This is a genomic window from Arthrobacter sp. NPDC093125 (genome assembly GCF_044754225.1).
Classification (GTDB): domain Bacteria; phylum Actinomycetota; class Actinomycetes; order Actinomycetales; family Micrococcaceae; genus Arthrobacter.
Window position 1 is genome coordinate 334,573 of record NZ_JBIVOQ010000002.1, and the last position, 23,078, is coordinate 357,650.

At 66.7% G+C, this 23,078-nt stretch carries 15 protein-coding genes and 1 pseudogene; 6 read left to right on the forward strand and 10 right to left on the reverse strand.

The window, feature by feature from the left end; genetic code table 11:
• The first annotated feature begins 188 nt into the window (after positions 1-188).
• Positions 189-1,679, forward strand: a complete 1,491-nt coding sequence (locus tag ACIP9X_RS06035; RefSeq protein ID WP_400478821.1) for a zinc-dependent metalloprotease — start codon at positions 189-191, stop codon at positions 1,677-1,679.
• A gap of 59 nt (positions 1,680-1,738) precedes the next feature.
• On the opposite strand, the gene ACIP9X_RS06040 is transcribed toward ACIP9X_RS06035, so the two are convergent.
• The 3 genes from ACIP9X_RS06040 to nudC all read right to left on the reverse strand — a co-directional run bounded on the left by ACIP9X_RS06040 (position 1,739) and on the right by nudC (position 5,602).
• Entirely contained in the window at positions 1,739-2,329 is a 591-nt protein-coding gene (locus ACIP9X_RS06040) for a M48 family metallopeptidase (RefSeq protein ID WP_400478822.1), read from the reverse strand.
• On the reverse strand, positions 2,329-4,461 hold the full coding sequence (locus ACIP9X_RS06045; RefSeq protein ID WP_400478823.1) for an ATP-dependent DNA helicase UvrD2: 2,133 nt from the start codon (positions 4,459-4,461) through the stop codon (positions 2,329-2,331). The genes ACIP9X_RS06040 and ACIP9X_RS06045 overlap by 1 nt, the downstream gene beginning before the upstream one ends.
• Before the next feature lie 91 nt (positions 4,462-4,552).
• Entirely contained in the window at positions 4,553-5,602 is a 1,050-nt protein-coding gene (gene nudC / locus ACIP9X_RS06050) for an NAD(+) diphosphatase (RefSeq protein ID WP_400478824.1), read from the reverse strand.
• A 179-nt stretch (positions 5,603-5,781) separates the two neighbouring features.
• On the opposite strand from nudC, the pseudogene ACIP9X_RS06055 reads away from it, so the two are divergent.
• Positions 5,782-6,727: pseudogene (locus tag ACIP9X_RS06055) on the forward strand (macrolide 2'-phosphotransferase); the annotation flags it as partial.
• Between the two features lie 511 nt (positions 6,728-7,238).
• On the opposite strand, the gene ACIP9X_RS06060 reads toward ACIP9X_RS06055, so the two are convergent.
• Genes ACIP9X_RS06060 through ACIP9X_RS06070 form a run of 3 tightly spaced genes read right to left on the reverse strand, consistent with a single transcriptional unit; the run spans position 7,239 to position 14,745 of the window.
• A complete protein-coding gene (locus ACIP9X_RS06060; protein ID WP_400478825.1) occupies positions 7,239-10,853 on the reverse strand; it encodes an ATP-dependent helicase in 3,615 nt (1,204 codons plus the stop codon).
• Positions 10,850-14,284 (reverse strand): ATP-dependent helicase, encoded by a 3,435-nt coding sequence (locus tag ACIP9X_RS06065; protein WP_400479048.1) that lies wholly within the window; start codon positions 14,282-14,284, stop codon positions 10,850-10,852. The genes ACIP9X_RS06060 and ACIP9X_RS06065 overlap by 4 nt, the downstream gene beginning before the upstream one ends.
• A 44-nt stretch (positions 14,285-14,328) precedes the next feature.
• Positions 14,329-14,745 (reverse strand): MGMT family protein, encoded by a 417-nt coding sequence (locus ACIP9X_RS06070; protein WP_400478826.1) that lies wholly within the window; start codon positions 14,743-14,745, stop codon positions 14,329-14,331.
• A 140-nt stretch (positions 14,746-14,885) separates the two neighbouring features.
• Here ACIP9X_RS06070 and ACIP9X_RS06075 point away from each other — a divergent pair, with 140 nt between their 5' ends.
• The 4 genes from ACIP9X_RS06075 (at position 14,886) to ACIP9X_RS06090 (ending at position 18,548) form a co-directional block, all read left to right on the forward strand.
• Entirely contained in the window at positions 14,886-15,596 is a 711-nt protein-coding gene (locus ACIP9X_RS06075; RefSeq protein WP_400478827.1) for a 3'-5' exonuclease, read from the forward strand.
• Between the two features lie 281 nt (positions 15,597-15,877).
• Positions 15,878-16,945, forward strand: coding sequence for a methionine ABC transporter ATP-binding protein (locus tag ACIP9X_RS06080; protein ID WP_400478828.1), 1,068 nt, complete (start codon positions 15,878-15,880; stop codon positions 16,943-16,945).
• Complete coding sequence (locus ACIP9X_RS06085; protein ID WP_400478829.1) at positions 16,942-17,613, forward strand: methionine ABC transporter permease; 672 nt, start codon at positions 16,942-16,944, stop codon at positions 17,611-17,613. The genes ACIP9X_RS06080 and ACIP9X_RS06085 overlap by 4 nt, the downstream gene beginning before the upstream one ends.
• A gap of 89 nt (positions 17,614-17,702) precedes the next feature.
• On the forward strand, positions 17,703-18,548 hold the full coding sequence (locus ACIP9X_RS06090) for a MetQ/NlpA family ABC transporter substrate-binding protein (protein WP_400478830.1): 846 nt from the start codon (positions 17,703-17,705) through the stop codon (positions 18,546-18,548).
• A 125-nt stretch (positions 18,549-18,673) separates the two neighbouring features.
• On the opposite strand, the gene hemL is transcribed toward ACIP9X_RS06090, so the two are convergent.
• Genes hemL through ACIP9X_RS06110 form a run of 4 tightly spaced genes read right to left on the reverse strand, consistent with a single transcriptional unit; the run spans position 18,674 to position 23,067 of the window.
• Entirely contained in the window at positions 18,674-20,005 is a 1,332-nt protein-coding gene (gene hemL / locus ACIP9X_RS06095; protein WP_400478831.1) for a glutamate-1-semialdehyde 2,1-aminomutase, read from the reverse strand.
• A 5-nt stretch (positions 20,006-20,010) separates the two neighbouring features.
• Positions 20,011-21,129 (reverse strand): LLM class flavin-dependent oxidoreductase, encoded by a 1,119-nt coding sequence (locus ACIP9X_RS06100; protein WP_400478832.1) that lies wholly within the window; start codon positions 21,127-21,129, stop codon positions 20,011-20,013.
• Complete coding sequence (gene hemB, locus ACIP9X_RS06105; RefSeq protein WP_400478833.1) at positions 21,129-22,109, reverse strand: porphobilinogen synthase; 981 nt, start codon at positions 22,107-22,109, stop codon at positions 21,129-21,131. The genes ACIP9X_RS06100 and hemB overlap by 1 nt, the downstream gene beginning before the upstream one ends.
• A 13-nt stretch (positions 22,110-22,122) precedes the next feature.
• Complete coding sequence (locus tag ACIP9X_RS06110) at positions 22,123-23,067, reverse strand: uroporphyrinogen-III synthase (RefSeq protein ID WP_400478834.1); 945 nt, start codon at positions 23,065-23,067, stop codon at positions 22,123-22,125.
• Between the last annotated feature and the right edge of the window lie 11 nt (positions 23,068-23,078).

The following is a 23,078-nucleotide window of genomic DNA, read 5'->3' on the forward strand; positions in this document are numbered from 1 at the left end:
GCGGCGCTGGGGCTGCTCACGCGGACAGTCCGCTGCAGCCTGCAAACATTCCGACTACTAACACTACGCTTCCGGCCGCCGTGATAGCTCTTTGCCTACAGCGAACGGATCGTCTTTCGGCAGACAGCCGCTCACGCGCAGGGGTAGCGTGAAGGTGATTATTAGTCACACCGACGATCGGCGGGATCATGAGCTCCAACCCACTTAATCCGTCCAACGGCGACGACAATCCGAAGGATCCGTTGGCAGAGATGCTGCAGAACCTCATGGGCGGCAAGGGCATGGGCAACATCGACCCCGCGGAGCTGGCCAAGGCCGCCGGCCTGCCTGACGACCCCAATCTCCTGGCGCAGATGTTCTCGCAGGTCCAGGCCATGATGAGCGCCCCTTCCGAGGGCCCCGTGAACTGGAAGCTTGCCCATGACAATGCCCGCAGGGTGGCCGCCAGCAGCTCTGACCCGTCAGTCACGGCCGCGCAGTCCCGGGAAGTTGACGAGGCCCTGAGGCTGGCCGAGCTGTGGCTGGACCAGGTCACGGATCTCCCGGCGACCGGCCTGATCGGCAAGGCCTGGTCCCGTGCGGAGTGGGTCGAGGAGACCCTGGGGACGTGGAAGCGGCTCACCGAACCCGTGGCCAACAGCGTTGCCAACGCCCTGTCCTCCGCCATGACGGAGCAAATGCCCGAGGAAATGAAGTCAATGATGGGCGGGGCTTCGTCCATGCTGCAGAACATGGGCGGCGCCATCTTCGGCATGCAGCTGGGACAGGCGATCGGTGCGCTCTCCGCTGACGTCGTCAGCTCCACCGACATCGGCGTTCCGCTCGCCGACCTGGAAATGGCGCTCCTCCCGAGCAACGTGGCGAAGTTCGGCGAAGGACTCGGCCTTCCAGAGAACGACATCCGGCTGTTCCTGGCGGTCCGCGAAGCAGCCCACGCCCGGCTGTTCGTCCAGGTTCCCTGGCTCCGCGGCCACTTGCTGGGGGCCATCGAGGCGTACGCCCGGGGCATCCACATTGACACCTCCCGGATCGAAGAGCTTGCCCGCGACCTCGATCCAAGCAACCCGGAGGGCATCCAGGAAGCTCTGTCCCAGGGTGTCTTCATGCCCCAGCGGACCCCGGCACAGGAGCAGGCCCTCCAAAAGCTGGAAACCGCGCTGGCCCTTGTTGAGGGCTGGGTTGACGAACTCACGGCCGCGGCCACTGAAAAAGTCCTTCCCTCCGCTGCCGCGCTCCGTGAAACCGTTCGGCGGCGCCGGGCCACGGGAGGTCCTGCCGAGCACGCGTTCGCTTCCCTTGTGGGACTGGAGCTGCGTCCCCGCCGGCTGCGGGAAGCGGCGACCCTGTGGGCTTCGCTCAAGCAGGAACGCGGCATCGAGGGCCGGGACGCCATCTGGAAGCATCCGGACCTGCTGCCCACGGCCGAGGACCTGGACGATCCAAAGGGTTTCAGTGGTCGCCGGCAGCTGGCCGAGGCCAGTGACAGCGAAGTTGACGACGCCCTGCTGAAGCTTCTGGACGGCGGGTTCGACACGCCTCAGACGGGCACGGCAGAAGATGAGGCTGCCGCAGGCGGCACCGATGCAGCTGCCGGTGCAGGTGAGGACACTGGCTCGGCAGGCAGCGGCGGAGAGGGAGAGACAGACGGCGAAGCCGGGGGCCCCGCTCCCCGGAGCTAGAACTGCCCCCGCTGGTTGAGCTTGTCGAAACCTGGGTTCGACGAGCTCAACCAGCGGACTCAATAGCCGTCGGCTTCCGCTTCCCGGCCGGCTTGGTCGGCCTGCAGACCCCTCGAAGTCGCGAAGGACACCCCTTCGAGGAACGCCTTGGCCCGCTCCGTCTCGGGATAGGCCTCCAGCAGCTTCCAGAAGGCGGCGTTGTGCCCGGCGACCAACAGGTGCGCCAGTTCATGAAGCAGGACGTAGTCAATCACCCATTGCGGCATCGGCCGGAGCTTGTCTGAAAGCCGGATGGACCCGTCGGCCGGCGTTGCCGAACCCCAACGGGAGTTCTGGTTGCTGACCCAGCGCACCGACGTCGGAGCTGCCCTGCCTCCGAGGTAACGTGCCGAAAGTTCGGCGGCATGGCCGGCGAGCGCCGCGTCAGTCGCAGGACGCCTTCCGCTCTTGGCCTGCCGGTCCCCTTGCACCTTCAGCTTTTCGAGCATCCGGCGCACCCATTCGGTTTCCTGTGCCCTGCTGAAGTGCGCGGGAATCGCGACGACGGCGGTACCGTTCTCCCAAAAAGCCGCCACCGTGCGGCGGCGCCTCGCGGAGCGCCGGACGACGACGGGCGCGCCGTCGTGCGTTGTGGGCTGTGTCCCCGTCATCAGTGGGTGCTGCTTTCCAGGAGGACCGCGAGCACGGCTTCCCCGTACTTTTCCAGCTTGGAGGGGCCGACACCCGCCAGCCGGGCGAGCTCTTCCAGGGAGGAGGGCCGGGCCTCGGCGATGGCCGTGAGGGTGGCGTCCGTGAAGACAACGAAAGCGGGAACGTCGGCGGACCGGGCAGCGTCCTTGCGCCATTCGCGCAGGGCTGTGAACGTCTGTTCCTCATATGTCGGCGGGCACTGGCTGCAGCGGCCAACCTTCCGTTCGGCGCCGGTTGACAGCATGCTGCCGCAAACCCTGCAGGACGCGGGAACCGCGGCCTTGCGCCGCGGCGCCGGTCCCTTGCTCCTGGCGGAAGACCCTGCCACCGAATCCGGCCGGAGCCCGTCCAGGAAGCGGGACGGCTTGCGGTTGGCCCGGCCTCCGGGGGTACGGGCCGTGGACCACGAGAGCGCCAGGTGCTCCCTGGCCCGTGTGATGCCCACGTAGAGAAGCCGCCGCTCCTCATCCACGGCTTCCGGGGAATCCGCAAAGGATATGGGCATCAGTCCCTCGCTGAGTCCCACGAGGAAGACTGCATCCCACTCCAGGCCCTTCGCAGCGTGCAGCGATGCCAGCGTCACACCCTGCACGGTGGGGGCATGCTGGGCGAGGGAGCGTTCCTGCAGTTCGTTCACGAAATCGGCGAGGCTGAACTCCGGGCCGCGGTTCAGCACGAGTTCATCCGCCAGCGCCACGAGCGCCGCCAGGGACTCCCAACGTTCCCGCAGGGCGCCGCCGCTGTGCGGGGCCGAGTCCGTGTAGCCAAGGGATGCCACGATGTCCCGGACGAGCTGGCCCAGTGGTTGCGGAGCTGATTCCGCCGCCGCCCGGGTGGCGGCCCGCAGCTGGAGAATGGCGTCGCGGACTTCCTTGCGGGCGAAGAACCGCTCGCCGCCGCGCAGCTGGTATCCGATGCCTGCCGAGGCCAGGGCCTGTTCGTACGCCTCTGACTGGCCGTTGGTGCGGAACAGTACCGCGATTTCGCTTGCCGGAACGCCGGCGTCGAGCAGTGAGCGGATCTTCTGCGCCACCGTGGCCGCCTCGGCTTCATCGTCCGAGCACTCGGTGAACTGCGGCAGGGGCCCCGCCTCCCGTTGGGCAACAAGCTTCAGCGGCGCCGCCCAGGCGGCGTCAGCAACCGGGCCGCCGCTGCGGCGGCCGGCCAGAAGATCGTTGGCCAACTGGACCACCTGCGGCGTAGAGCGGTAATCCCGGATCAGCTTGACCACGTTCGCGTTGGGATACCGGGCCTTGAACCCGAGCAGGTGCTTGGGCGATGCACCTGTGAAGGAGTAAATGGTCTGGCTCGCGTCGCCCACCACGCAGAGCTCGTCGCGGCCGCCAAGCCAGAGGTCCAGGAGCCGCTGCTGCAGCGGCGAGACGTCCTGGTATTCGTCCACCACGAAGTGCCGGTACTGCTCACGCACAGTGGCTGCCACTTTGGGATCCTCCTGCAGGATTCCGACAGTGATCAGGAGGACGTCTTCGAAGTCGATGACGTTCCGGTCAGTTTTGACGTCCTCATACGCCTGGAACACCCGGGACACTGCCGTGAGGTCAAACCCGCCGGGGTTTCCCCTGTCCTGCGCGTTTTCCAGATAGTTGGCCGGGGTCAGCATGGATACCTTGGCCCATTCAATCTCGGAGGCAAGGTCCCGGATGGAAGCCCGGTCGGTGCTGAGCCGGAGCCGGCGGGCGGCCTCGGCGATCATCGGAGCCTTGTGGTCCAGCAGGTTCGGGAGCGACCCGCCCACCGCCTGCGGCCAGAAAAATTGAAGCTGGCGCAGTGCCGCGGCGTGGAAGGTCCGGGCCTGGACGTTGCCGACTCCCAGGTCGCGCAGCCTGCTGCGCATTTCCGCTGCCGCCCGCGCGGTGAAGGTCACGGCAAGCAGCCGCTGCGGGGAGTAGACCCCCGAGTGCACTCCGTACGCGATCCGGTGCGTGATGGCCCGGGTCTTTCCGGTTCCGGCACCGGCCAGGACGCACAAGGGACCGGTGAGTGTGCTGGCCACCTCACGCTGCTCAGCATCGAGGCCGCCCAGGATGCGGTCTTCCAGGGACGCATTGCCGTCAGGAATTTCTGTAGTCACTTCTGCTGCTTAGTCGAAAGGATGAATGGTGTGCTGCGGGACCGGCCCGGAAAGAAACGGGCGCCCGGCCCCTTTCTCCCCGTGCGCAGCCTTACTCATCGGCCGGCCGGTCCTGGATGATCCCGCCGTACCAGTGTTCAATGAGGGACCGGGCGATGGACAGCCGCGTGGAAATGACGATCTCCCCGCTCAGCACAGCGGCCTGGAGTTCCTCCCGGCTGAACCAGCGCGCCCGGGTGACTTCGACGCCGTCGGGCTTTGCCTCGGCATCATCCGTGACGGCGGTGAAGCCGAGCATCAGCGAGGCGGGGAACGGCCAGGACTGGGAACCGAGATACTGGCATGCCCTGACCCGCACCCCCACTTCCTCCTGGATTTCGCGGACCACAGCCTGTTCGAGGGACTCCCCCGGCTCGACAAAACCTGCCAGCGTGGAGTAGTTCTTGGCGTCTGCCGGCCCGCCGCCGCCTAACAGCAGGCGGCCGTCCGGTCCGACCACGGTGACGATGATGGCGGGATCGGTGCGGGGGTAGTGTTCGGAATCGTCAGCAGGGCAGCGCCTGACCCAGCCTCCCGCCTCGACGTCGGTGGGGGTACCACAACGGGGGCAGTGCGTATGGGTGGCGTGCCAGTTGGCGATGGCGCTTGCCTCAACAAAAAGCGCGGTGTGGGTGGCGTCCAGCCCGGCTGCGACGTCCCTGAACCCCTCCCAGGACGCTCCGGCGGGCAGGCCTGCAGCTGCGGGCTGCACCTGCGCCGGGAGGATGAACAGCAGGAGTTCAGTGCCGGCGGGAAGGGCGCTGGAATCGAGCGCTGTGCCCAGGTAGACGACGAGTGACGGGTCCGATCCTGCCTCCCGCAGCCGCTCCTGAAGCTGCGTGGCGTCAGCCAGAACAAGGGAGCCGTCATGGATCAGGGCCTGCCGGCCGGAAAGCACCATGGCGCGTGCACCGCCGGCAGTGAGAAGCCTGTCCACCAGCCCTGGCTTCATCCGTTCCATGGATCCGCGGTTTACCAGGGCGGGAGGCACCGGAAGCACCGTGTCAAAGAGGTGGTTGGCCGCCACAGCCGTGGACAGTTGATTTTCAGCGCCCGCGACCGCTGGCTTAATGACCGGCGCAGCGGCCTCCGCATGACTCATGTATCCACCGTACTGACTCGGGGTGACAATTCACATTTCCGCGGCCTGTTCCACGGTGCCGCCGCGGTGCAGGGGGCAGGAATCCGTCGCGCGGCGGCACACCGTTATTTCGGCCGGATCTCGAGACTCGCCGGGGACACACCGCCCTCTTGGAGGGGAGTCAATCTACCGTGGGAAGCGTGAGAAGAGAACCGATCGAATTGGCAGCTGTGGCAACCGCGGCAGTCCCCGGACTGAGCCCCACCGCAGTAAGTTCCGCCCCGGACGACCCGGCGGACTTCGACTCGGCCCTCCTCCTCGATTCCGAAGGCAAGCGCTGGCGGGTCAGGTCCCCCCGCCACGCAGAAGCCAGCACCCGGCTGGAGACGGAGTTCCTGGTTCTGCGCGCGTTTTCCCCGGCCATCCGTGCCGAGCTTCCTTTCCTGATGCCGACGGTGGCGGGAACGGTGCGTCAGAAACACCTGACGACGTTTGTGTATTCACACCTGGTGGGTGCCACGCGCTCGGTGGAAGAGCTCACATCAGGCTCCCAGGAACTGGCCAAGGAGATCGGCACGGCGCTGGCCGCCATCCATGATCTTCCGCGCGCACTGGTGAGCAACGCGGATCTGCCCAGCTACACGCCCAACGAATTCCGGCAGCGCAGGCTCAATGAGCTGGACATGGCTGCCACCACGGGCAAGATTCCCTCGCTGCTCCTGCGGCGCTGGGAACACGCCATGGAGGACGTGTCGCTGTGGCGGTTCAATCCCTGCGTGGTCCACGGCGACCTGCACGAAGACAATCTCCTCATTGACGGGAACCGGGTGACAGCCGTCACCGGCTGGACTGACCTCAGGATCGGCGATCCCGCCGACGATCTGGCCTGGCTGGTCGCGTCCAATGAGCAGGATTTCGTCGATGCGGTGGTGCGCCACTACACGGAGCAGCGGCGTGACGTTCCGGACAGCCACCTGCTGCGGCGGGCAGCACTTTCTGCTGAATTCGCCCTGGCGCAGTACCTCGTCAAGGGAATTGCCACTGATGACCGCGAGATGGTCTCGGAGGCTAAAGAGATGCTCGCCGCGCTGGCGGACGATATTGCCGAGCACGGCGGGCAGCCCATCAGCGTGGAACCCCTGCCGCAGCCGGCGGCGCCGCCCCTGCCTCCGGCGGCTGCGGTAGCCCCCGCCGCGAACGCGGCCCCTGCTGCCTCCCCCGGCCTCATTCCCGTGCCCGCTGCCACTGACGTTTCAGAGCAGATGCCGGCGGTGCATGTCATGCCGATCCCCACCGAGGACGCTGGCGGGCCTGCAGGCAGCCGGCCGGACAGCACGGCGAATGCGCACGAGAATGCCGTGCCCACGGGCCGGGACAGCGACGGCGATCGGGAGACCGACGCCGACGGCGGCACCCCTGCGGGGCAGGCAGGCTACGGCGCTGCCCACGGCAGCACCGTCGTAGAGCACTCCCCTGACGGGCAGCGCGGGACTGGCGTCCAGGACGGCGTTGCTGGTCAGGACGGCAACGGGGTTGAGGACAGAAACGCTGTCGAGGACAGCAAAGTGCAGTCCGAGCCTGGGCTTTCGCCCGATGACACGTCCACAACCGCACTCACGATTATTGACGCCAAAGCACACTAGGCAGCAAGCCCCCTTCAGGACTTCGGATGCATCTGGTGCTCCGGACGTGCCAGGGCGGCCGTCACAATGGCCTCGAGCTCTTCGCCCGAAGCCAGATCGTGTGGCCTCACGACCTGGTTGTCCGCCACATAGTAGAAGGCCGCCCGGACGTTGTCGAGCGGAACGCCCTTGAGTCTCGCCCAGGCAAGCCGGTACACCGCGAGCTGGACACTCTTCGTCTTCAGCTGCCGCGCTGAGGGCTTGCGGCCGGTCTTCCAGTCAACGAGGTCCCAGCCGCCGTCGGCGTCCCGGAAAACTGCGTCGATGCGGCCCCGGACCACGACATCACCGACGCGCGTTTCGACAGGCACTTCAACGTGCGCGGGCGAGCGGTGGGCCCATTCCGATGCCCTGAAGGTGGCGACCATATCGTCAAGGCCATACGCCTCATCTATGTGGTCGTCAGATCCCGGAGCCTCGTCAAGGTCGAGCATCCCCGCTGATCCGTAGTATTCCTCCACCCAGGCATGGAAGACGGTGCCCTTCCGGGCGGACATGCCGGGTTCCCGCGGGACAGGCCGCCTGAGCCGCTGCACAACGGCCGCTGGGTCTTCGTCAAGGGAAACCAGGGTGGAGGCGGAAATGTGCCCTGGCAGGTGCACGTCACGGCTGCGGGCCCTGCGGCCGCGGCGCTCGAGCAGCAATGCTGCCTCCCCCGCCCATCTGGCGGCAAAGGGGCGAAGTGTCCGGTTGTCTCCGCTTCCCGGCTCTACTCCGGCTGCAGGCTGCATGTCACCGCCGTGGACGGCGTCACCGTGGAGGGAAACGCCAGGGGCTGCGTCGGCCTGGATTGCACCGCTTTGGACCGCAGCGTGGCGCTGGCGCCCGATTTCTTCCAGGAGCTTTCCGGCTGCCTGATCCATGGCTGCCCGCCTTCCCGGCACAAGCCGCAGCCTGTTCCCGGTCCGGGGGTCAACCGGCCCCTCCAGGGGGTCGTAAGGCCAGGAGGCAACCTCGAGATCCTTGGTCAGCGGACTGGCTTCCGGCAGCGCTTCCTCGGCCACCGAGTCCGGATGGATCCGGGCTACTGTTCCGCCGTCCGGGGTGGGGAGGCCAGGGGCCTCACCTGCCCCGGCCAGGCGTTCCAGCTCGGCCAGGAATGGCGACATCTCCGCCAAGCTGCCGCGGCCGCCGACCCAGGCTGCGCTGGAAACCCACAGCACGTGTTTGGCCCTCGTGTAAGCCACGTAGGCAAGACGCCGTTCTTCAGCCTCCCCGTGGGCCTGGACGTCGGCCTTGAAGTCCTTTTCGGCGTCGAGCCATCCTTTCTGGTCCGGCTGGTCCAGATCCCATTGGGGCAGGTCGGCCCGGTCACCGCGCAGGGGCCACGGCAGGGCGGCCGATCCGCTGCTCCAGCGGGAGTCGCGGCTGCTCGGAAAGGCGCCCGCATTCAGTCCGGGCACAAAGACCACGTCCCACTCGAGTCCCTTCGAGGCATGCACGGTCAGCAGCTGGACGGCTTCGTGGTTAACATCAGGCGGCGGCACTTCAAGGCCGCCCTCCTCAGCCGCTGCTGCTTCGAGCCAGGCGAGGAAGGCCAGGACGTCCACGCGCTGGGCAGTCTGGAGAAACCCGGCAGCGGCGTCCTGAAAGGCGTCCAGATTGCGCCGTGCCTGGTGGATGCTGATCCCTGGCCGGGCAGCGACCTCAATATCCAAAAGCATGGCTCGCTCGACTTCGCCCAGGAGTGTGGTCAGATCATCGCCCAGCAGCCCCCGGAGGTGCCGGAGTTCCGTGGCGAGCTGATGCAGGCGTTCCAGCGCCGCTGGCGTCAGCGACCGTCCGTGCGCCGACATCCACCCCTCCCTGGGCAGCCAGTCGAGGGCTTCCACGAGGCTGGCCCCATCAGTCAGGTCCCCTTCGATGACCACATCGGCCGATTCAGCACTTTCATCAGCAACGGCAGCATCGGCCGCATTGTGGGCCCGCCGGCGTGCAAGATAGGACGACCAGTCGCGGAAGGCCATGAGGTCTGCGGGGCCGATCCGCCACCTCGCCCCTGCCAGCAACCTCATGAGGGAATCTGATCGGCCAGGATCAGCAAGGACACGAAGCGTCGAAACAAGATCGACGATTTCCGGAGTATCCAGCAGACCGCCTAACCCAACAATTTCGTAGGGAATGCCGTTGGCTTCGAACTCCCGCCTGATGCATTCCATTTGGGCGCGGCGGCGGCACAGCACGGCCATGGCCGGTGGCACAGGCGTAGCGGCAGCTTGCATCTCGAAATCCGTTACCCGGAACCTGAGCACGTCCCGGGCGATCGCCGCCGCTTCATCTTCATCCGTGGCGAACCGTCCCATGACCACCCGCCCCTGGACTGCGGCGGGGCTCGGCTGCAGGGAGGGCACTTCAACAGCGGCCGCAGAGGCGCGTTCGCCGGCGGGCCCGGCTGCGGAGGCGGCGGCATTCAGCGGCGCCGCGATGAGGTTCGCCGCCGCGAGAATGTTCTGCCCATTCCGCCACGCCGTGGTCAGGTAGGAGACGGGGGCAGGCTTGAACGTGGCAGTTCCCGTGTGCGGTTCCTCGACTCGGACCGGGAACTCCCTGACGAAATGGAACAGCTGGCCAGCCGAGGCTCCACGGAAGCCGTAAATGGACTGGTTCGGATCGCCCACCGCAGTTACCGCATGCCCCTCACCAAACAGCCTGGAGAACAGCACCAACTGCGCGTGCGAGGTGTCCTGGAATTCATCCAGCAGCACCACCCTGTAGCGCTGGCGCTCCATGTCGGCCGCGAGCGGCACCTCCCGGGCCACCTTCGCGGCCAAGGCGACGAGATCGCCGAAATCCAGCGCTCCCCGGGCACGCTTTGCGTCGGCGTAGCGGCCCACAAGATCAGCCACGCTGGCCCTCGTCCGCAGCATCCCGGCGAGCTCGGCCGCGGCCTGCGTGGAGTTTTTCTTAGCCCCGGCCACATACGGCAGGCCCTCATAGGTGGCCAGCCGCTCCACCAGCCAGTCCTGGACCTCGGCAGGCTCCCGCAGGTGCTCCGCGCACTCCCCGGCCAGCTGGATGACCGCTTTGACGAGCGTGGACTTTGCCACCCGGAAGTGGGTGTACTCGCCGTCGTATGCTTCGACGACTTCACTTGCCAGCTGCCAGGCCTGTGCGCCCCCCAGCAGGACGACGTCGCGTTCGATGCCCAGCCGGAGGCCGTAATCGGAAACGATACCGCTGGCGAACGAGTGATAGGTGGACACCTTCGGCTCCAGCGCATCAGTGCTGAGAAGCCCGGCAGGGAAGACCGCGTGTCCTGCGTCGGCAGCAGCGATGCGCTGCAGGGCATTGAGCTTGGCCCGGATGCGGCTGGCCAGTTCGCCGGCTGCCTTCCGCGTAAACGTCACACCCAGGATCTCTTCAGGCCTGACCCAGCCGTTGGCGACCAGCCAGACGACACGGTCGGCCATCGTGGCGGTCTTGCCTGATCCCGCACCGGCGATGACCAGCCTGGGGGTCAGCGGCGAGGAGATGATGGCGGATTGTTCCGCAGTGGGAAGATGCTTCTCCCCCAGGAGGGCGGACAGTTCCTCGGGACTGAATGCCGGCGCGGGGAGATTGGGCTCTGGGAGGTCGTGTGTTGCGCTCATTCTGTAACCTGCTTTCCCCGTGCACACAGCGGGCAAACCTCCGGCAGACGGCAGCCGTGACCGCCGAATCCGGCTTTGGATGGATCATGCCGGGCTTCGAATTCGCTCCCGGACATGACCCGGGAAGCGTCCTTCACGAGGTCCATCGCCCAGTTGTCCGCGGCTTCGAGGGGTTCCTGCTGCTGGATACCGGGGCTCTTGGCGGTGGTGCCCAGCTGCGCCAGCACGGCGCCGCCCGGCTCCGTGTGGGCGGGTATGCCCGGTCCTTCGAATCCTCCTGCCAGGACTGCAGCCTGGTACGCCCCGAGCTGCGGGTGCCGGCCGAGCTCGGCTTTCCCCGGTTGCCGCTTGCCCGTCTTGAGGTCAACGATCACCAGCCGTCCGTGGGAGTCGATCTCCAGCCGGTCCACCTGGCCGCGCAGGACGGCGGTCCGAGTGTCCTGTTCTGCTTCGGAACCGGCTGCGGCGCCGGCCGCAGGGTCGGCAACGGGGCCGGACTCTGGCGCCTGCGTCAGCTGCACTTCGAAGTCCTGTTCCACGCCGACGAGCCGTCTGCCTTCGCTGCGCATCACCAGGATGTACTGGGCGAGTTTGCGGACCATGGATTCAGCCCGCTGGAAGTCCAGTTTGCCTTCCCAGTTGTCCTTCATGCCCAGGGCGGGCCAGCGCCGGACGAGCTCGGCGAGGTACTCGGCCCCCGAACCGTCGGGGATATCCTGCGCGATGGAATGCACCAGCGTGCCGAGGCTTCTGGCGAAGTCGGTGGCTGCCTCACCGCCGGCAGCCTGGATAAACCAGTCCAGCGGTGACTTTTGGACGGACTCCACCTTCGAGGGCGAGACGAAGACGGTCCCGCCGGGCGGCACGATGCGTTCCGCTGACGTCAAGGGCGCCAGTCCCCACCAGGAATGAGGGTGCGCTCCGGGAACCGGAGGGTCCGCCGTGGCAAGGCGGGCAAGGACGCTGACGGCCTCGTCTGCTTCTTCTGCAAACCTGCCATCGAGCTGGGCGTACTGGCGCAGCTCCGCGACGAGGGCGCGGAGCGTCAGCGGCCGCTCAACGGGTGTGAAGCCTCTGGAGTCCTGGCCCGGCTGGAGCGGTGCCACGTAATCCAGGAATGAGGACGGTTGCTCGTCCTCTGAGGCGACGGCAGTGCAGATCAGCACGTCCTTCGCCCGCGACACTGCGGTTGAGAAACTGCGTAGTTCGTCGTATCTGATTTCACGAAGCCGGCTCAGCGGGCCGAGCTGGAGGGCGTACTCCACTCCATGCTCAACAGCGTCTGCGAATAGCGTACTCCCGAGCAGTTCGCCGCGCAGGCGCGTGTTCGGCCACACTCCTTCCTGGAGTCCTGCGACGATGACCAGCGGCCATTCCCGGCCTGCAGCGCTGGCCGGAGTCATGAGTTCCACGGCGTCATCTACCTGCGCCCGCGCCGCCAGGGTGTCCATGGGCAGCTCCTGGTTGAGCAGGTATTCAAGGAACTGTTCGGGGCTGGAACCCGGCATCTGGTCGACGTAGCGCTCCGCGGTGTGAAAGAGCGCCATCATCGCGTCAAGATCGCGGTCAGCCCGCGCCCCTACAAGCCCGCCGGCCAGTGCCGCAGCCGTCCAGGTCCCTGCCAGGCCTGTGGAGTTCCACAGCGCCCACAGCACAGTCTCGGCGTTCGCTCCGGGCTCGGCAGCAGCACGCCGTCCCGCCTCAATCATCCGGGCGACCCGCCGTGCCGAGCGTCCCTCGATTCCGAGGACCGCAAGCGCGCCGGGCTCCGTCAGGGCTTCCACTAGCAGGGAATCACTTGAACGCCCCCCGCCGCCAAGGATCTCCTCCCGGCGGAGGGACTGGCGGAGCCTGCGCAGTTCGAGGGACGTGGCTCCTCCGATCCGTGAAGTCAGCAGCGACACTGCGGATTCCGGGTTCAGCAGGGCCGGGTCAAGGGCGATCGCGTACGCATCGAGCAGCGGCCGCACGGCAACCTCGTCCCGCACGGCGGACTCTGCCACCGGGATCCGTACCGGAATACCCTGCCCGGTCAGATAGCGCTGGAGCTGGCTTAGCTGGCCGCCGTTGCGGACGAGTACTGCCATGTCGGCAAGGTCCCGGCCGCCGGCGATGTGGGCTTCCAGAATCCGTTGGGCTACGTACCGCAGCTCGTGGACCGGCGACGGCAGCAGATGCGCTTCGACTGTCCCGCCGGCCTTGGATGCCGGAGCGTCTGGCTGTCCGGCATCATGCCCGGCAGGATCCTGCCCGGCCGCCTCCAGCTCAGCAGGCTTTGCATCCGGGCCCTGGCGGGTTTCGAGATCAGGGTCATCTGGGCCACGGTTGTCGAGAGCAGGGTCATCGAGGCGACGGGCGAGTTGCCCGCCGGCTCGCAGGGAAATCCGGTCGGCGACTCCCAGCCAGGCCTTCGCCAGCGCAGGGTGCTGCCTGTGCGCGTACCGGAGTGGCCGCTCGGCAACCTCCTCGGAACCGTCACCCGCCAGCAGACGGGGCAGTTCGGCCACGAGGTCCGGGCGTGCACCGCGGAATCCTTGAACCACGGTGTCCGGTGAGGAGGTGACGAAGGCATCCTTGCCTGCGGCGATGTCCGCCAGCAGCTCGAAGACTGCCGGGTTGGCTTCATGGATGTCGTCAACGAGGATCAGCTGGAGCCGTTCGCGTTCCGCCGCCAGGAAGTCCGGCGAATCCTGAAACAGCTGGCGGGCTGCGGTGATGATGCCTGCGGGATCAAAGGCCTCCGGCATGCGCAGGTCAAGGACGTCGCGGTATTCGGCATACAGCGCAGCGGCTGCGATCCAGTCCGGCCGGCCGCATTCATGGCCCAGGTTTGACAGGTCCTGGGGTGTCCGGCCAGATTCAATGATCCGGTCAAACAGCTGCCGCACTTCCTGCCGGAAGCCACGTGTGGGCAGGGCGGCGCCAAGGTCCCCTGGCCACGGCAGTCCCAGTCCGGGCAGTGCATGGCCGTCCAGCAGCTCCTTGATGATGAGGTCCTGCTCCGGGCCGGACAGCAGGCGCGGAGCGCGGGGCAACGGCAGGATGCCTTCCGCTTTTGCGCGGCGGATGAGATCAAAGGCGTAGGAGGCCCACGTCCGGGCGGGCGTGGTGCTCAGGCTGCGGTTCAGGCGTGCAGTGAACCGGTCGCGCAAAGCGTCGGCGGCCAAGCGTCCCGGAGCAAGGATCAGGATCCTCTCCGGGTCTACGCCGGCAGTCTCGACGCGATGGACGGCTGCCTCGACCAGGACGGTGGATTTACCGGTGCCCGGCGCTCCGGGTACCAGCACGGGGCCGGTGCCCCGTGGTACTTCTACCGCGGCGAGCTGGTCAGCTGACAGGAGGGGAACAGCGCTGTGAACCTGGCGGGGCGGCAAAAGCCGGAGACCTGCCCCCGGCAGCACCTGGCCGGCTGCGGGGGACTCCCCGGGCACCCCGGTCTCAGAGAACAGCGGTGCGGTTTGCTGGGTAGTTGCGGTCACTCAGTTATTCCATCATTTGCCACTGACAATTTACGCAGCGACGTCTCCAGGTGCTCAGCAATCGAGTCCAACGCGTCCAAGTCTTCCTCTGAGGGCAGCCAGCGGGCAGCCGTCAAGTCTACGCGCCACCTGCCCTCGCCCATTCCGGCGAACCGCAGGTAGTCCCCTCGCAACGGCGTTCCTTCCTGAAGATAGTGCGTCAGGGCTTCCGCTTCGAGCCCTTTCGGTGCGTGGCCGCCGGCCCGGAGGACACGCCACCAGGGAACCGCGCTTCCGTGGCGGCTCATGGCCGTACCCACTTGCCGTGCCCCTCCGGCACCCAGCAGGTCTGCGACGTCCCCGTAGGACAGCACCGAACCGGCCGGGATGCGGTCCACCACCTCGAGCACCGCCTCGACATACTCCACCCGCATTGCTTCAGACTATCGGCCGGCGCCACGCGGCGGGCACCGGCGCGGCCCGGCATCACCCTGAGGCGCCGTGCTCTGTCACATCGGCTGGACACGCGCAGCGGGTGCCCAAAACTGTCGGTGCCAACGGATAGCGTGAAGCCATGAGCACCTGGAACACCCTCCCGCGGGCAGCCTTCGACCTCGAAACCACCGGCCGCAATTCCCGTGCAGCAAGAATCGTGACTGCGTCAATAACCGTCGTGGATGGCGCCGGCGAAGTCATGCAGGAACATGAGTGGCTGGCGGATCCAGGCGTCGACATTCCAACCGAGGCAAGTGACATTCACGGGATCACGACAGAACATGCCCGCAGCAACGGCAGGCCCGCGGCGGACGTGACGCGGGAAGTCGCTGCGGTGCTCCAGGGGCTTTTTGACTCGGGCGTGCCGGTGATCGCCTTCAACGCCAGTTACGACTTCACGGTCCTGGCCGCCGAGTCTGCCCGCTATGGGGTTCCCCAGCTCACCAGGTTTCCTGTTCTGGATCCCTACATCATGAACAAGCAGGTGGACCGGTACCGCAAAGGCAAACGGACGCTCACGGCACTGTGCGAAGAATACGGCGTGAATCTGGACAACGCCCACACATCCGCTGCCGATGCGTTAGCTACCCTCCGGGTGCTGGATGCGATGGCAGGCAAGTTCCCCAAGCTGAAGGTTCCTGCAAGCCAGCTGCACCAGCTCCAGGTCGACTGGGCCGTCAGCCAGGCGGCGGACTTCCAGCAATACCTCCGTAAGACCAAACCGGCCGCCGTCATCGAAGGCGACTGGCCGGTGCTGCCTCCGGAGGATGCCGGCCGGGGAGATTTTTAGTCGCATTGCCCCGCCGGAACAAGGATTCCGGCGCAGCTGCGACAAAGATCACACCTGACCGGCGGGGCGCTCAGGGCAGGCCGGCGCGCTCTGATTCAGTCATCATGCCGGTCCGGCAACCAGCGTCCGCACCGCCGCGCCGATTACCGCTGCTTATTCGGGGAAGCCGCCCCATTTCTGAACTTAGTTCGAAAGTGACTCGCGTATCCTCGCGCTGACATAATTTAGTTCAAAAGCGCGCTTGTGCTATGCCCTGCCCGGCCCCTATCGCCTGAGGATACATGATCACAGTTACTGACCTGCGCAAGGTCTACCGTCAGGGGAAAAAGGAAGTTGTGGCCCTTGACGGGGTCTCACTGTCCGTCCCCAAAGGCTCCATCCATGGCATCATCGGCCATTCCGGAGCGGGTAAGTCCACGCTGGTGCGGTGCCTCACGCTGCTGGACCGCCCGACGTCGGGTTCTGTGAACATCGACGGCACTGAGCTCAGCTCCGTGAAGGACTCCGAGATCCGTGCGGCCAGGCGCCGCATCGGCATGGTGTTCCAGCACGCCAACCTTATGGATTCCCGCACTGCAGCAGGCAACGTGGCGCATCCGCTCGAGCTCGTCAAGACGCCCAAGGACAAGGTCCGGACCAAGGTTGCGGAGCTGCTGAAGCTCGTTGGCCTGGAGGGTTTCGAAAACGCATACCCGTCCCAGCTGTCCGGCGGCCAGCGCCAGCGCGTGGGTATTGCCCGTGCCCTGGCGTCCGAGCCCGACGTCCTGCTCTGTGACGAACCCACGTCCGCGCTGGACCCGGCTACCACCGACGAGATTCTGGACCTCATCCAGGATCTGACCCGGCGCCTGCAGCTCACCGTGCTGATCATCACCCATGAAATGCATGTCGTTAAGCGTGTTTGTGGTTCGGTGTCGCTGCTGGCCAAGGGCCGCGTGGTGGAGGCGGGCAGGCTGGAAGATGTTGCTGCCGAGCTCGACAGCAAGCTCGCCCGTGCCCTGTTGCCGCTTCCGGCGTCGGAGACCATCAAGGGGGACCTCCAGAACGGTCCCGTGCTGGAGATCCTGTTCTCAGGCGACAGCGCCAAAGAGCCGGTCCTCACGAGCGTCGCAAGGCATTTCGACATCGATCTGAACGTCCTCGCCGGGAGCGTGGAGACGCTTGGCGGCCACCAGTTCGGACACCTTCGGGTCCAGTTGGCGGACCACGCAGACTACGATGCAGTGCTTGCCTATCTTCATGCCCGCGGGATCAGCGCGAAAGCGGTGTCCGGCGACGCCCGGCAGTCCGGACAGGATGAATTCGCCGAAATATCCGACTTCGCCGCTGAGACGGGAGACTTCAAGTGAACGAGATCTTCAGCAACCCCGTCCTGGCCAAGGCCCTGCCCGAGGCAATTGTTGAGACGCTTCAGATGGTTGCGATCTCCGGCTTCTTCACAGTACTCATCGGACTGCCCCTGGGCGTCTTCCTGCACACCACGGCGCCGGGCGGGCTGCGGCCCATGCCCGTCATTAACCGCATCGTCAGCGACATCGTCGTCAACATCACCCGCTCCATCCCCTTCGCCATCCTCATGGTGGCCCTGATCCCGCTGGCCCGCCTGCTCGTGGGTACCAGCCTGGGCCCGGTGGCAGCGTCGGTTTCGCTCTCCATCGGAACCATCCCGTTCTTCGCCCGCCTCGTTGAAGCCTGTCTGCGCGACGTCCACCATGGGAAAATTGACGCCGCGCAGGTTATGGGCTCCACGAAGATGCAGGTCATCAACAAGGTGATGCTTCCGGAATCCCTTCCGGCCCTGGTGGCGGCCACGACCACCACCGTGGTCACCCTGGTCGGCTACAGTGCCATGGCCGGCCTTGTCGGCGGCGGCGGGCTCGGAAAACTCGCCTACAACTACGGGTTCCAGCGCTTCGACGTCACGGTCATGCTCGTCACCATCGTGCTGATCATCGTCCTGGTCCAGGTCATCCAACTGACGGGTGAATGGATTGCCCGGAGCCTCGACCACCGCTGACCAGTCCCCCACTGAACCAAATCACCGCCTGCAAGGCCACTACCGGCCCCACCGGGCGAATCCTGGCTATTTCGAAAGGAACGCATCTGATGCGTAAATCACTCACCCTCCTCGCCACCGGCATTGCCGCTGTCCTGGCATTGACCGGCTGCGGCGGCGGTTCCTCCGCCCCGAGCGCGGAAACCCAGACGCTGGACCCGGCCAAGCCGGCCACCCTCAGCGTCGGCGCCAGCCCGGTGCCCCAGGCCAAGATCCTTGAGTTCCTCAACCAGGACCTCGCCCCCAAGGCCGGCCTCAAGCTGGACATCAAGGAGATCGAGGACTACCAGACGCCCAACACCGCGCTGAGCGACGGCTCCCTGGACGCGAACTACTACCAGCACCTGCCCTGGTTCGAAGACCAGGTCAAGACCAAGGGCTACAAGTTCGGCCACGGCGAAGGCGTGCACATCGAGCCCTACGCCGCCTTCTCCGAAAAGGTCAAGGACATCAGCGAGATCAAGGACGGCGCCAAGATCGCCATCACCAACGATCCCTCCAACCAGGTCCGTGCCCTCCGCGTCCTCGAAAAGGCCGGCCTCGTCAAGGACATCAAGGACGACAGCTCCGTGATCGCCCTGACCGACGAGCAGAACCCCAAGAAGCTCAAGTTCTCAGAGAACCAGCCGGAACTGCTGATCAATGACCTCAAGGACCCGTCTGTGGACCTGGCGCTCATCAACGGCAACTTCATCCTGAAGGCCGGCCTCAGCACCCAGAATGCCCTGGCCGTGGAGTCCACCGAGAACAACCCCTACGCCAACTTCCTGGCCTGGCGCGAGGAGTCCAAGGACGATCCCCGCATCAAGAAGCTCGATGAACTCCTGCACTCCCCCGAGGTCAAGGCCTTCATCGAAAAGGAATGGCCCAACGGCGACGTGACCGTCGCCTTCTAGGCCAGCCGGTACACCAAGACCGACAGCAAAAAACTCTGGCATCCGCCGCGGCGGGGTGCCAGAGTTTTTTCTTGGCTTGCGCCTGACGGCGGACCAGCCTGACGGCGGATCAGCCCGACGGCGGGTCAGGCCTTCGCCGCTGCAGCCGCCTTCGCTGCAGCCGGCAGTGCGTCAAAAATCCTGTTCATCGCGGCGTCGTCGTGGGCGGCGGAGAGGAACCAGGCTTCGAAGACAGACGGCGGAAGGTAGACGCCGGACTCCAGCATCGAGTGGAAGAACGGCGCGTAGCGGAATGCTTCCTGCTTCTGGGCGTCGCTGTAGTTGTGGACTCCGTGCTCCGAGGTGCCGAACGCCACGGAGAACAGGTTTCCGGCGCGCTGGATGGAGTGGTCCACGCCTGCCGCGTCAAGGGCTGCGGACAGCGCGGAGGACAGCTCCAGCGACCGTGCGTCCACGAAGGAGTAGACCTCGCGCGTGGCGTTCGTCAGTGTGGCCACGCCGGCAGCCATCGCCACCGGGTTACCGGACAGCGTGCCCGCCTGGTAGACCGGGCCGACCGGTGCGAGGTAGTCCATGACGTCGGCACGGCCGCCGAGTGCCGCCGTCGGCATTCCGCCGCCGATCACCTTTCCGAAGGTGAGCAGGTCCGGCGTCCACTGCTCCCCGGAGCCGGCCGCCCCGCCCGTGAGGCCCCAGTAGCCGGCGTAGCCGGTGCGGAAGCCTGTGAGCACCTCATCCACGATGAGCAGCGCGCCGTGGGCGGCGGTGATGCGGGCCAGTCCGGCGTTGAAGCCCTCACCCGGGGTGACGACACCCATGTTGGCCGGGGCCGCCTCGGTGATCACGGCAGCGATGTTGGGGCCGTGCTCGGCGAATGCAGCCTCAACGGCGGCGAGGTCGTTGTACGGCAGGACCAGGGTCTCGGCAGCGGTGGCGGCCGTAACACCTGCGGAGCCGGGCAGGGCAAGAGTGGCGACACCCGAACCCGCCGAGGCAAGCAGTCCGTCGAGGTGGCCGTGGTAGCAGCCTGCGAACTTGATCACCAGGTTGCGGCCTGTGAAGCCGCGGGCCAACCGGACCGCCGTCATGGTGGCCTCGGTTCCGGTGGACACCATGCGAATGCGTTCGACGGCGGAAACCCGCTCCTTGACGATGGACGCCAGGTTGGCCTCGTCAGGCGTGGAGGCGCCGAACGACAGGCCGCGGTCCACGGCGGCGTGGACGGCCTCAAGGACGGCAGGATGCGCATGCCCGAGCAGCGCCGGGCCCCAGGAGCAGACAAGGTCAACGTATTCGTTGCCGTCCGCGTCCGTCAGGTAAGGGCCCTGTGCTGAGACCATGAAGCGCGGCGTGCCGCCGACAGAGCCGAAGGCACGGACCGGGGAATTGACGCCGCCCGGCATAAGCTGGCGGGCGCGGTCGAAGAGTTCCTCGTTGTGAGGCATGCTGGAAGTCATGCGTCCTATTCTTTCAGGAGTTCGTTGACGCGCGGTGCCACAGCCGTTCCAAACAGCTCGATGGAGCGCATCATGGCGGAGTGCGGAAGCGATCCGCTGCTGTATTTCAGGTCGAACCGGTCCACGCCAAGGTTGTGCTTGAGCCGGACGATCTTCCGGGCCACCGTTTCGGGCGCGCCCACGTACAGGGCCCCTTCGGGCAGGCACATGGCGTCGAACTCCCCCCTGGTGGCCGGACCCCAGCCCCGTTCTGCGCCGATCCTGTTCCGCAGTTCGAGCCAGTGCGGGAAGTATTCCTCGCGTGCTTCGTCGTCGGTAGCTGCCACGTGTCCGGGAGAGTGCGTGGCCACCTGCTGCAGGGGATGGCCGTACTTGGCCATGGCCTCCCGGTAGAGATTGGCCAGCGGCGCGAAGGACCTGGGCTGCCCGCCGATGATCGCAAAGATGATGGGGTAGCCGTATTCCGCGCAGCGGAGCACAGATTCGGGTGTGCCGCCCACTCCGATCCAGGTGGGCAGGAGGTGGTGTTCCAGGCGCGGGTAAACGCTCAGTCCGTTCAGTGCCGGGCGGGTGCGGCCTTCCCAGTGCACGGGCTTTTCCGCCCGGACCCTGTGGAACAGCTCAAGCTTTTCTTCGAAGAGCACCTCATAGTCGGCGAGGTCGAAGCCGAACAGCGGAAAGGATTCGACGAAGGAGCCCCGGCCCAACATCACTTCCGCGCGCCCGTTGGACAGGGCGTCCAGTGTGGAGAAGCGCTGGAAGACGCGGATGGGATCGTCGGAACTCAGGACGGTCACGGCGGAACCGAGCCGGATCTGCCTGGTCCTGGCGGCCGCGGCGGCTAGGAAGACTTCCGGCGCCGAGACGGCGAAATCCCGGCGGTGGTGCTCCCCCACCGCAAACGCATGAAGCCCGACGGCGTCAGCCAGCTCCGCCTGTTCAAGCAGCTGCCGCAGGACGACGGCGTGCGGCAGAGGCTGGCCGTCAGGACCGGTTCCGGCGTCCCCGAACGTGTTCAGCCCCAGGAGGATCCGGTCCGGCCCTACCGGCCGGGTGGGGTCCCCGTCCGCAGGGCTGTCTGCCGGGGAGCCCTGCGCCGAAGAATCCTGCGGCGTTTCGCCCATCAGGCTTCCCGCAGCCAGCCGGCGAGCTCGCTCGCCCAGTAGGTGAGGACCATGTTGGCGCCTGCCCGGCGGATCCCCAGGACAGATTCGGTGATGGCCGCGCGGCGGTCAATCCAGCCATTGGCCGCTGCCGCCTCGATCATGGCGTACTCCCCCGAGATCTGGTAGGCGGCCACGGGGACCGGGCTCATCTCCGCGACGTCCCGCAGGATGTCCAGGTAACTCATGGCGGGTTTGACCATCACCATATCCGCGCCTTCGGCAAGGTCCAGTTCCACTTCCTGGAGAGCTTCGCGGCGGTTGGCGGCGTCCATCTGGTAGGTCCGGCGGTCCCCCTTAAGCTGCGAGTCCACGGCTTCCCGGAACGGCCCGTAGAACGCGGACGCGTATTTTGCGGCGTACGCAATCACGGCGGTGTTGACGTGGCCTGCGTCCTCGAGAGCCTGCCGGATGACGCCGATCTGGCCGTCCATCATGCCGGAGGGACCCAGCACGTGGGCACCTGCGTCGGCCTGTGCCACCGCCATCTTGGCGTAAATGTCCAGGGTGGCGTCATTGTCCACGTATCCGTCGCCGTCCAGCACGCCGCAGTGTCCGTGGTCGGTGAATTCGTCGAGGCACACATCGCTCATGACCACGAGGTCGTCACCGACCTCGGCGCGGACGTCGCGGATGGCTTTGTTGAGGACGCCGTCCGGGTCCAAGGACGACGTTCCCTCAGCATCGCGCTGCGCGGGGATGCCGAACAGCATGATGCCGCCCACGCCCAGCCCCACGGCCTCAGCGGCTGCCTTCTTCAGGGTGTCCGTGGTGTGCTGCACCACTCCGGGCATGGAAGCGATCGGATTGGGTTCAGAAAGTCCCTCCCGGATGAAGGCCGGGAGGATCAGCTCCGCGGGGGCCAGCCGATTCTCGGCGGCGAGCCTGCGCATGGCGGGAGTGGTGCGGAGCCGCCGGGGGCGGTGGTTCGGAAAGCTCATATCCTGTCCTTCATTAGGGGCCTGATGCGGATGAATTTAGGTCCGGGATTTCGCCGGCGCCGGCCTGCACGGCCCGGACGACGGCGGCCACGAGCCCTTCGGGGGTGGCGTCGCCGGCGGTGGCGGCAACGGCGAGGCCGAGCTCTTCCGCTGCTGCGGCAGTCGCCTTGCCGATGGCGACGAAGCGGCAAACTCCCAGGGGCGAAAGGGTTGCGCTGATCCGGCGGGCTGCACTGGGCGAAGCAGCGACGACGGCGGCAATCCCGCCGTCGGTTATGGCAGCCTTGGCCTCGGCGGGCGTGAGCGTCCTCGCGTCTCCTGCCTCCGCAGCGTCGAACGGCTCCTGGCAGGCAGTGGCTGCGGCAAGGCGGCGATCGGGATCTGCCGGATAGTCCACAGTGTGGTACGCCACTACCGTCTGAACTTCGGCTCCCAATGCGCTGAGCCCGTGGGCGAGGGCAGGGGCGGCAATGTCCGCCTGTGGCAGCAGCACGCGCGTGGGGCCTTCCGGCCATTCGCTGATCAGGCCCGCCGCTGAATGCTCGTGCGGGGGCATGACGTGCACGCCGATGCCTGCGGCTTCAAGCGCTCTGCGGGTAGCCGGGCCGACAGCAGCCACCTTGGTTTCCGCCGGAATCCAGGCATGCAGGGACGCCCGGCGGGCGGCCGCCTGCTCCTGCAGCGCCAGGACCGTGGTGACACTGCTGACCACGAGCCATTCAAACCGCCCTGCGCCGAGGGCCTCGAAGGCACCGCCAAAGGCTGCCTGGTCCCGGGCCCGTTCGAAGTCCTTGAACGGGAGCAGGAGCGGCTCGGCTCCGGCCAGCCGCAGCTGGGCGGCGAGGGCCGCGGCACGGTCCGGGCTGCGGGTGACCAGGACCCGCTGGCCCTCAAGCGGACGCTGCCCGTGCCCGGCCACGGCACGGCCGGCGGCCGGCCCCTCGTCCCTTAGTCCCATGTACCGGTCCC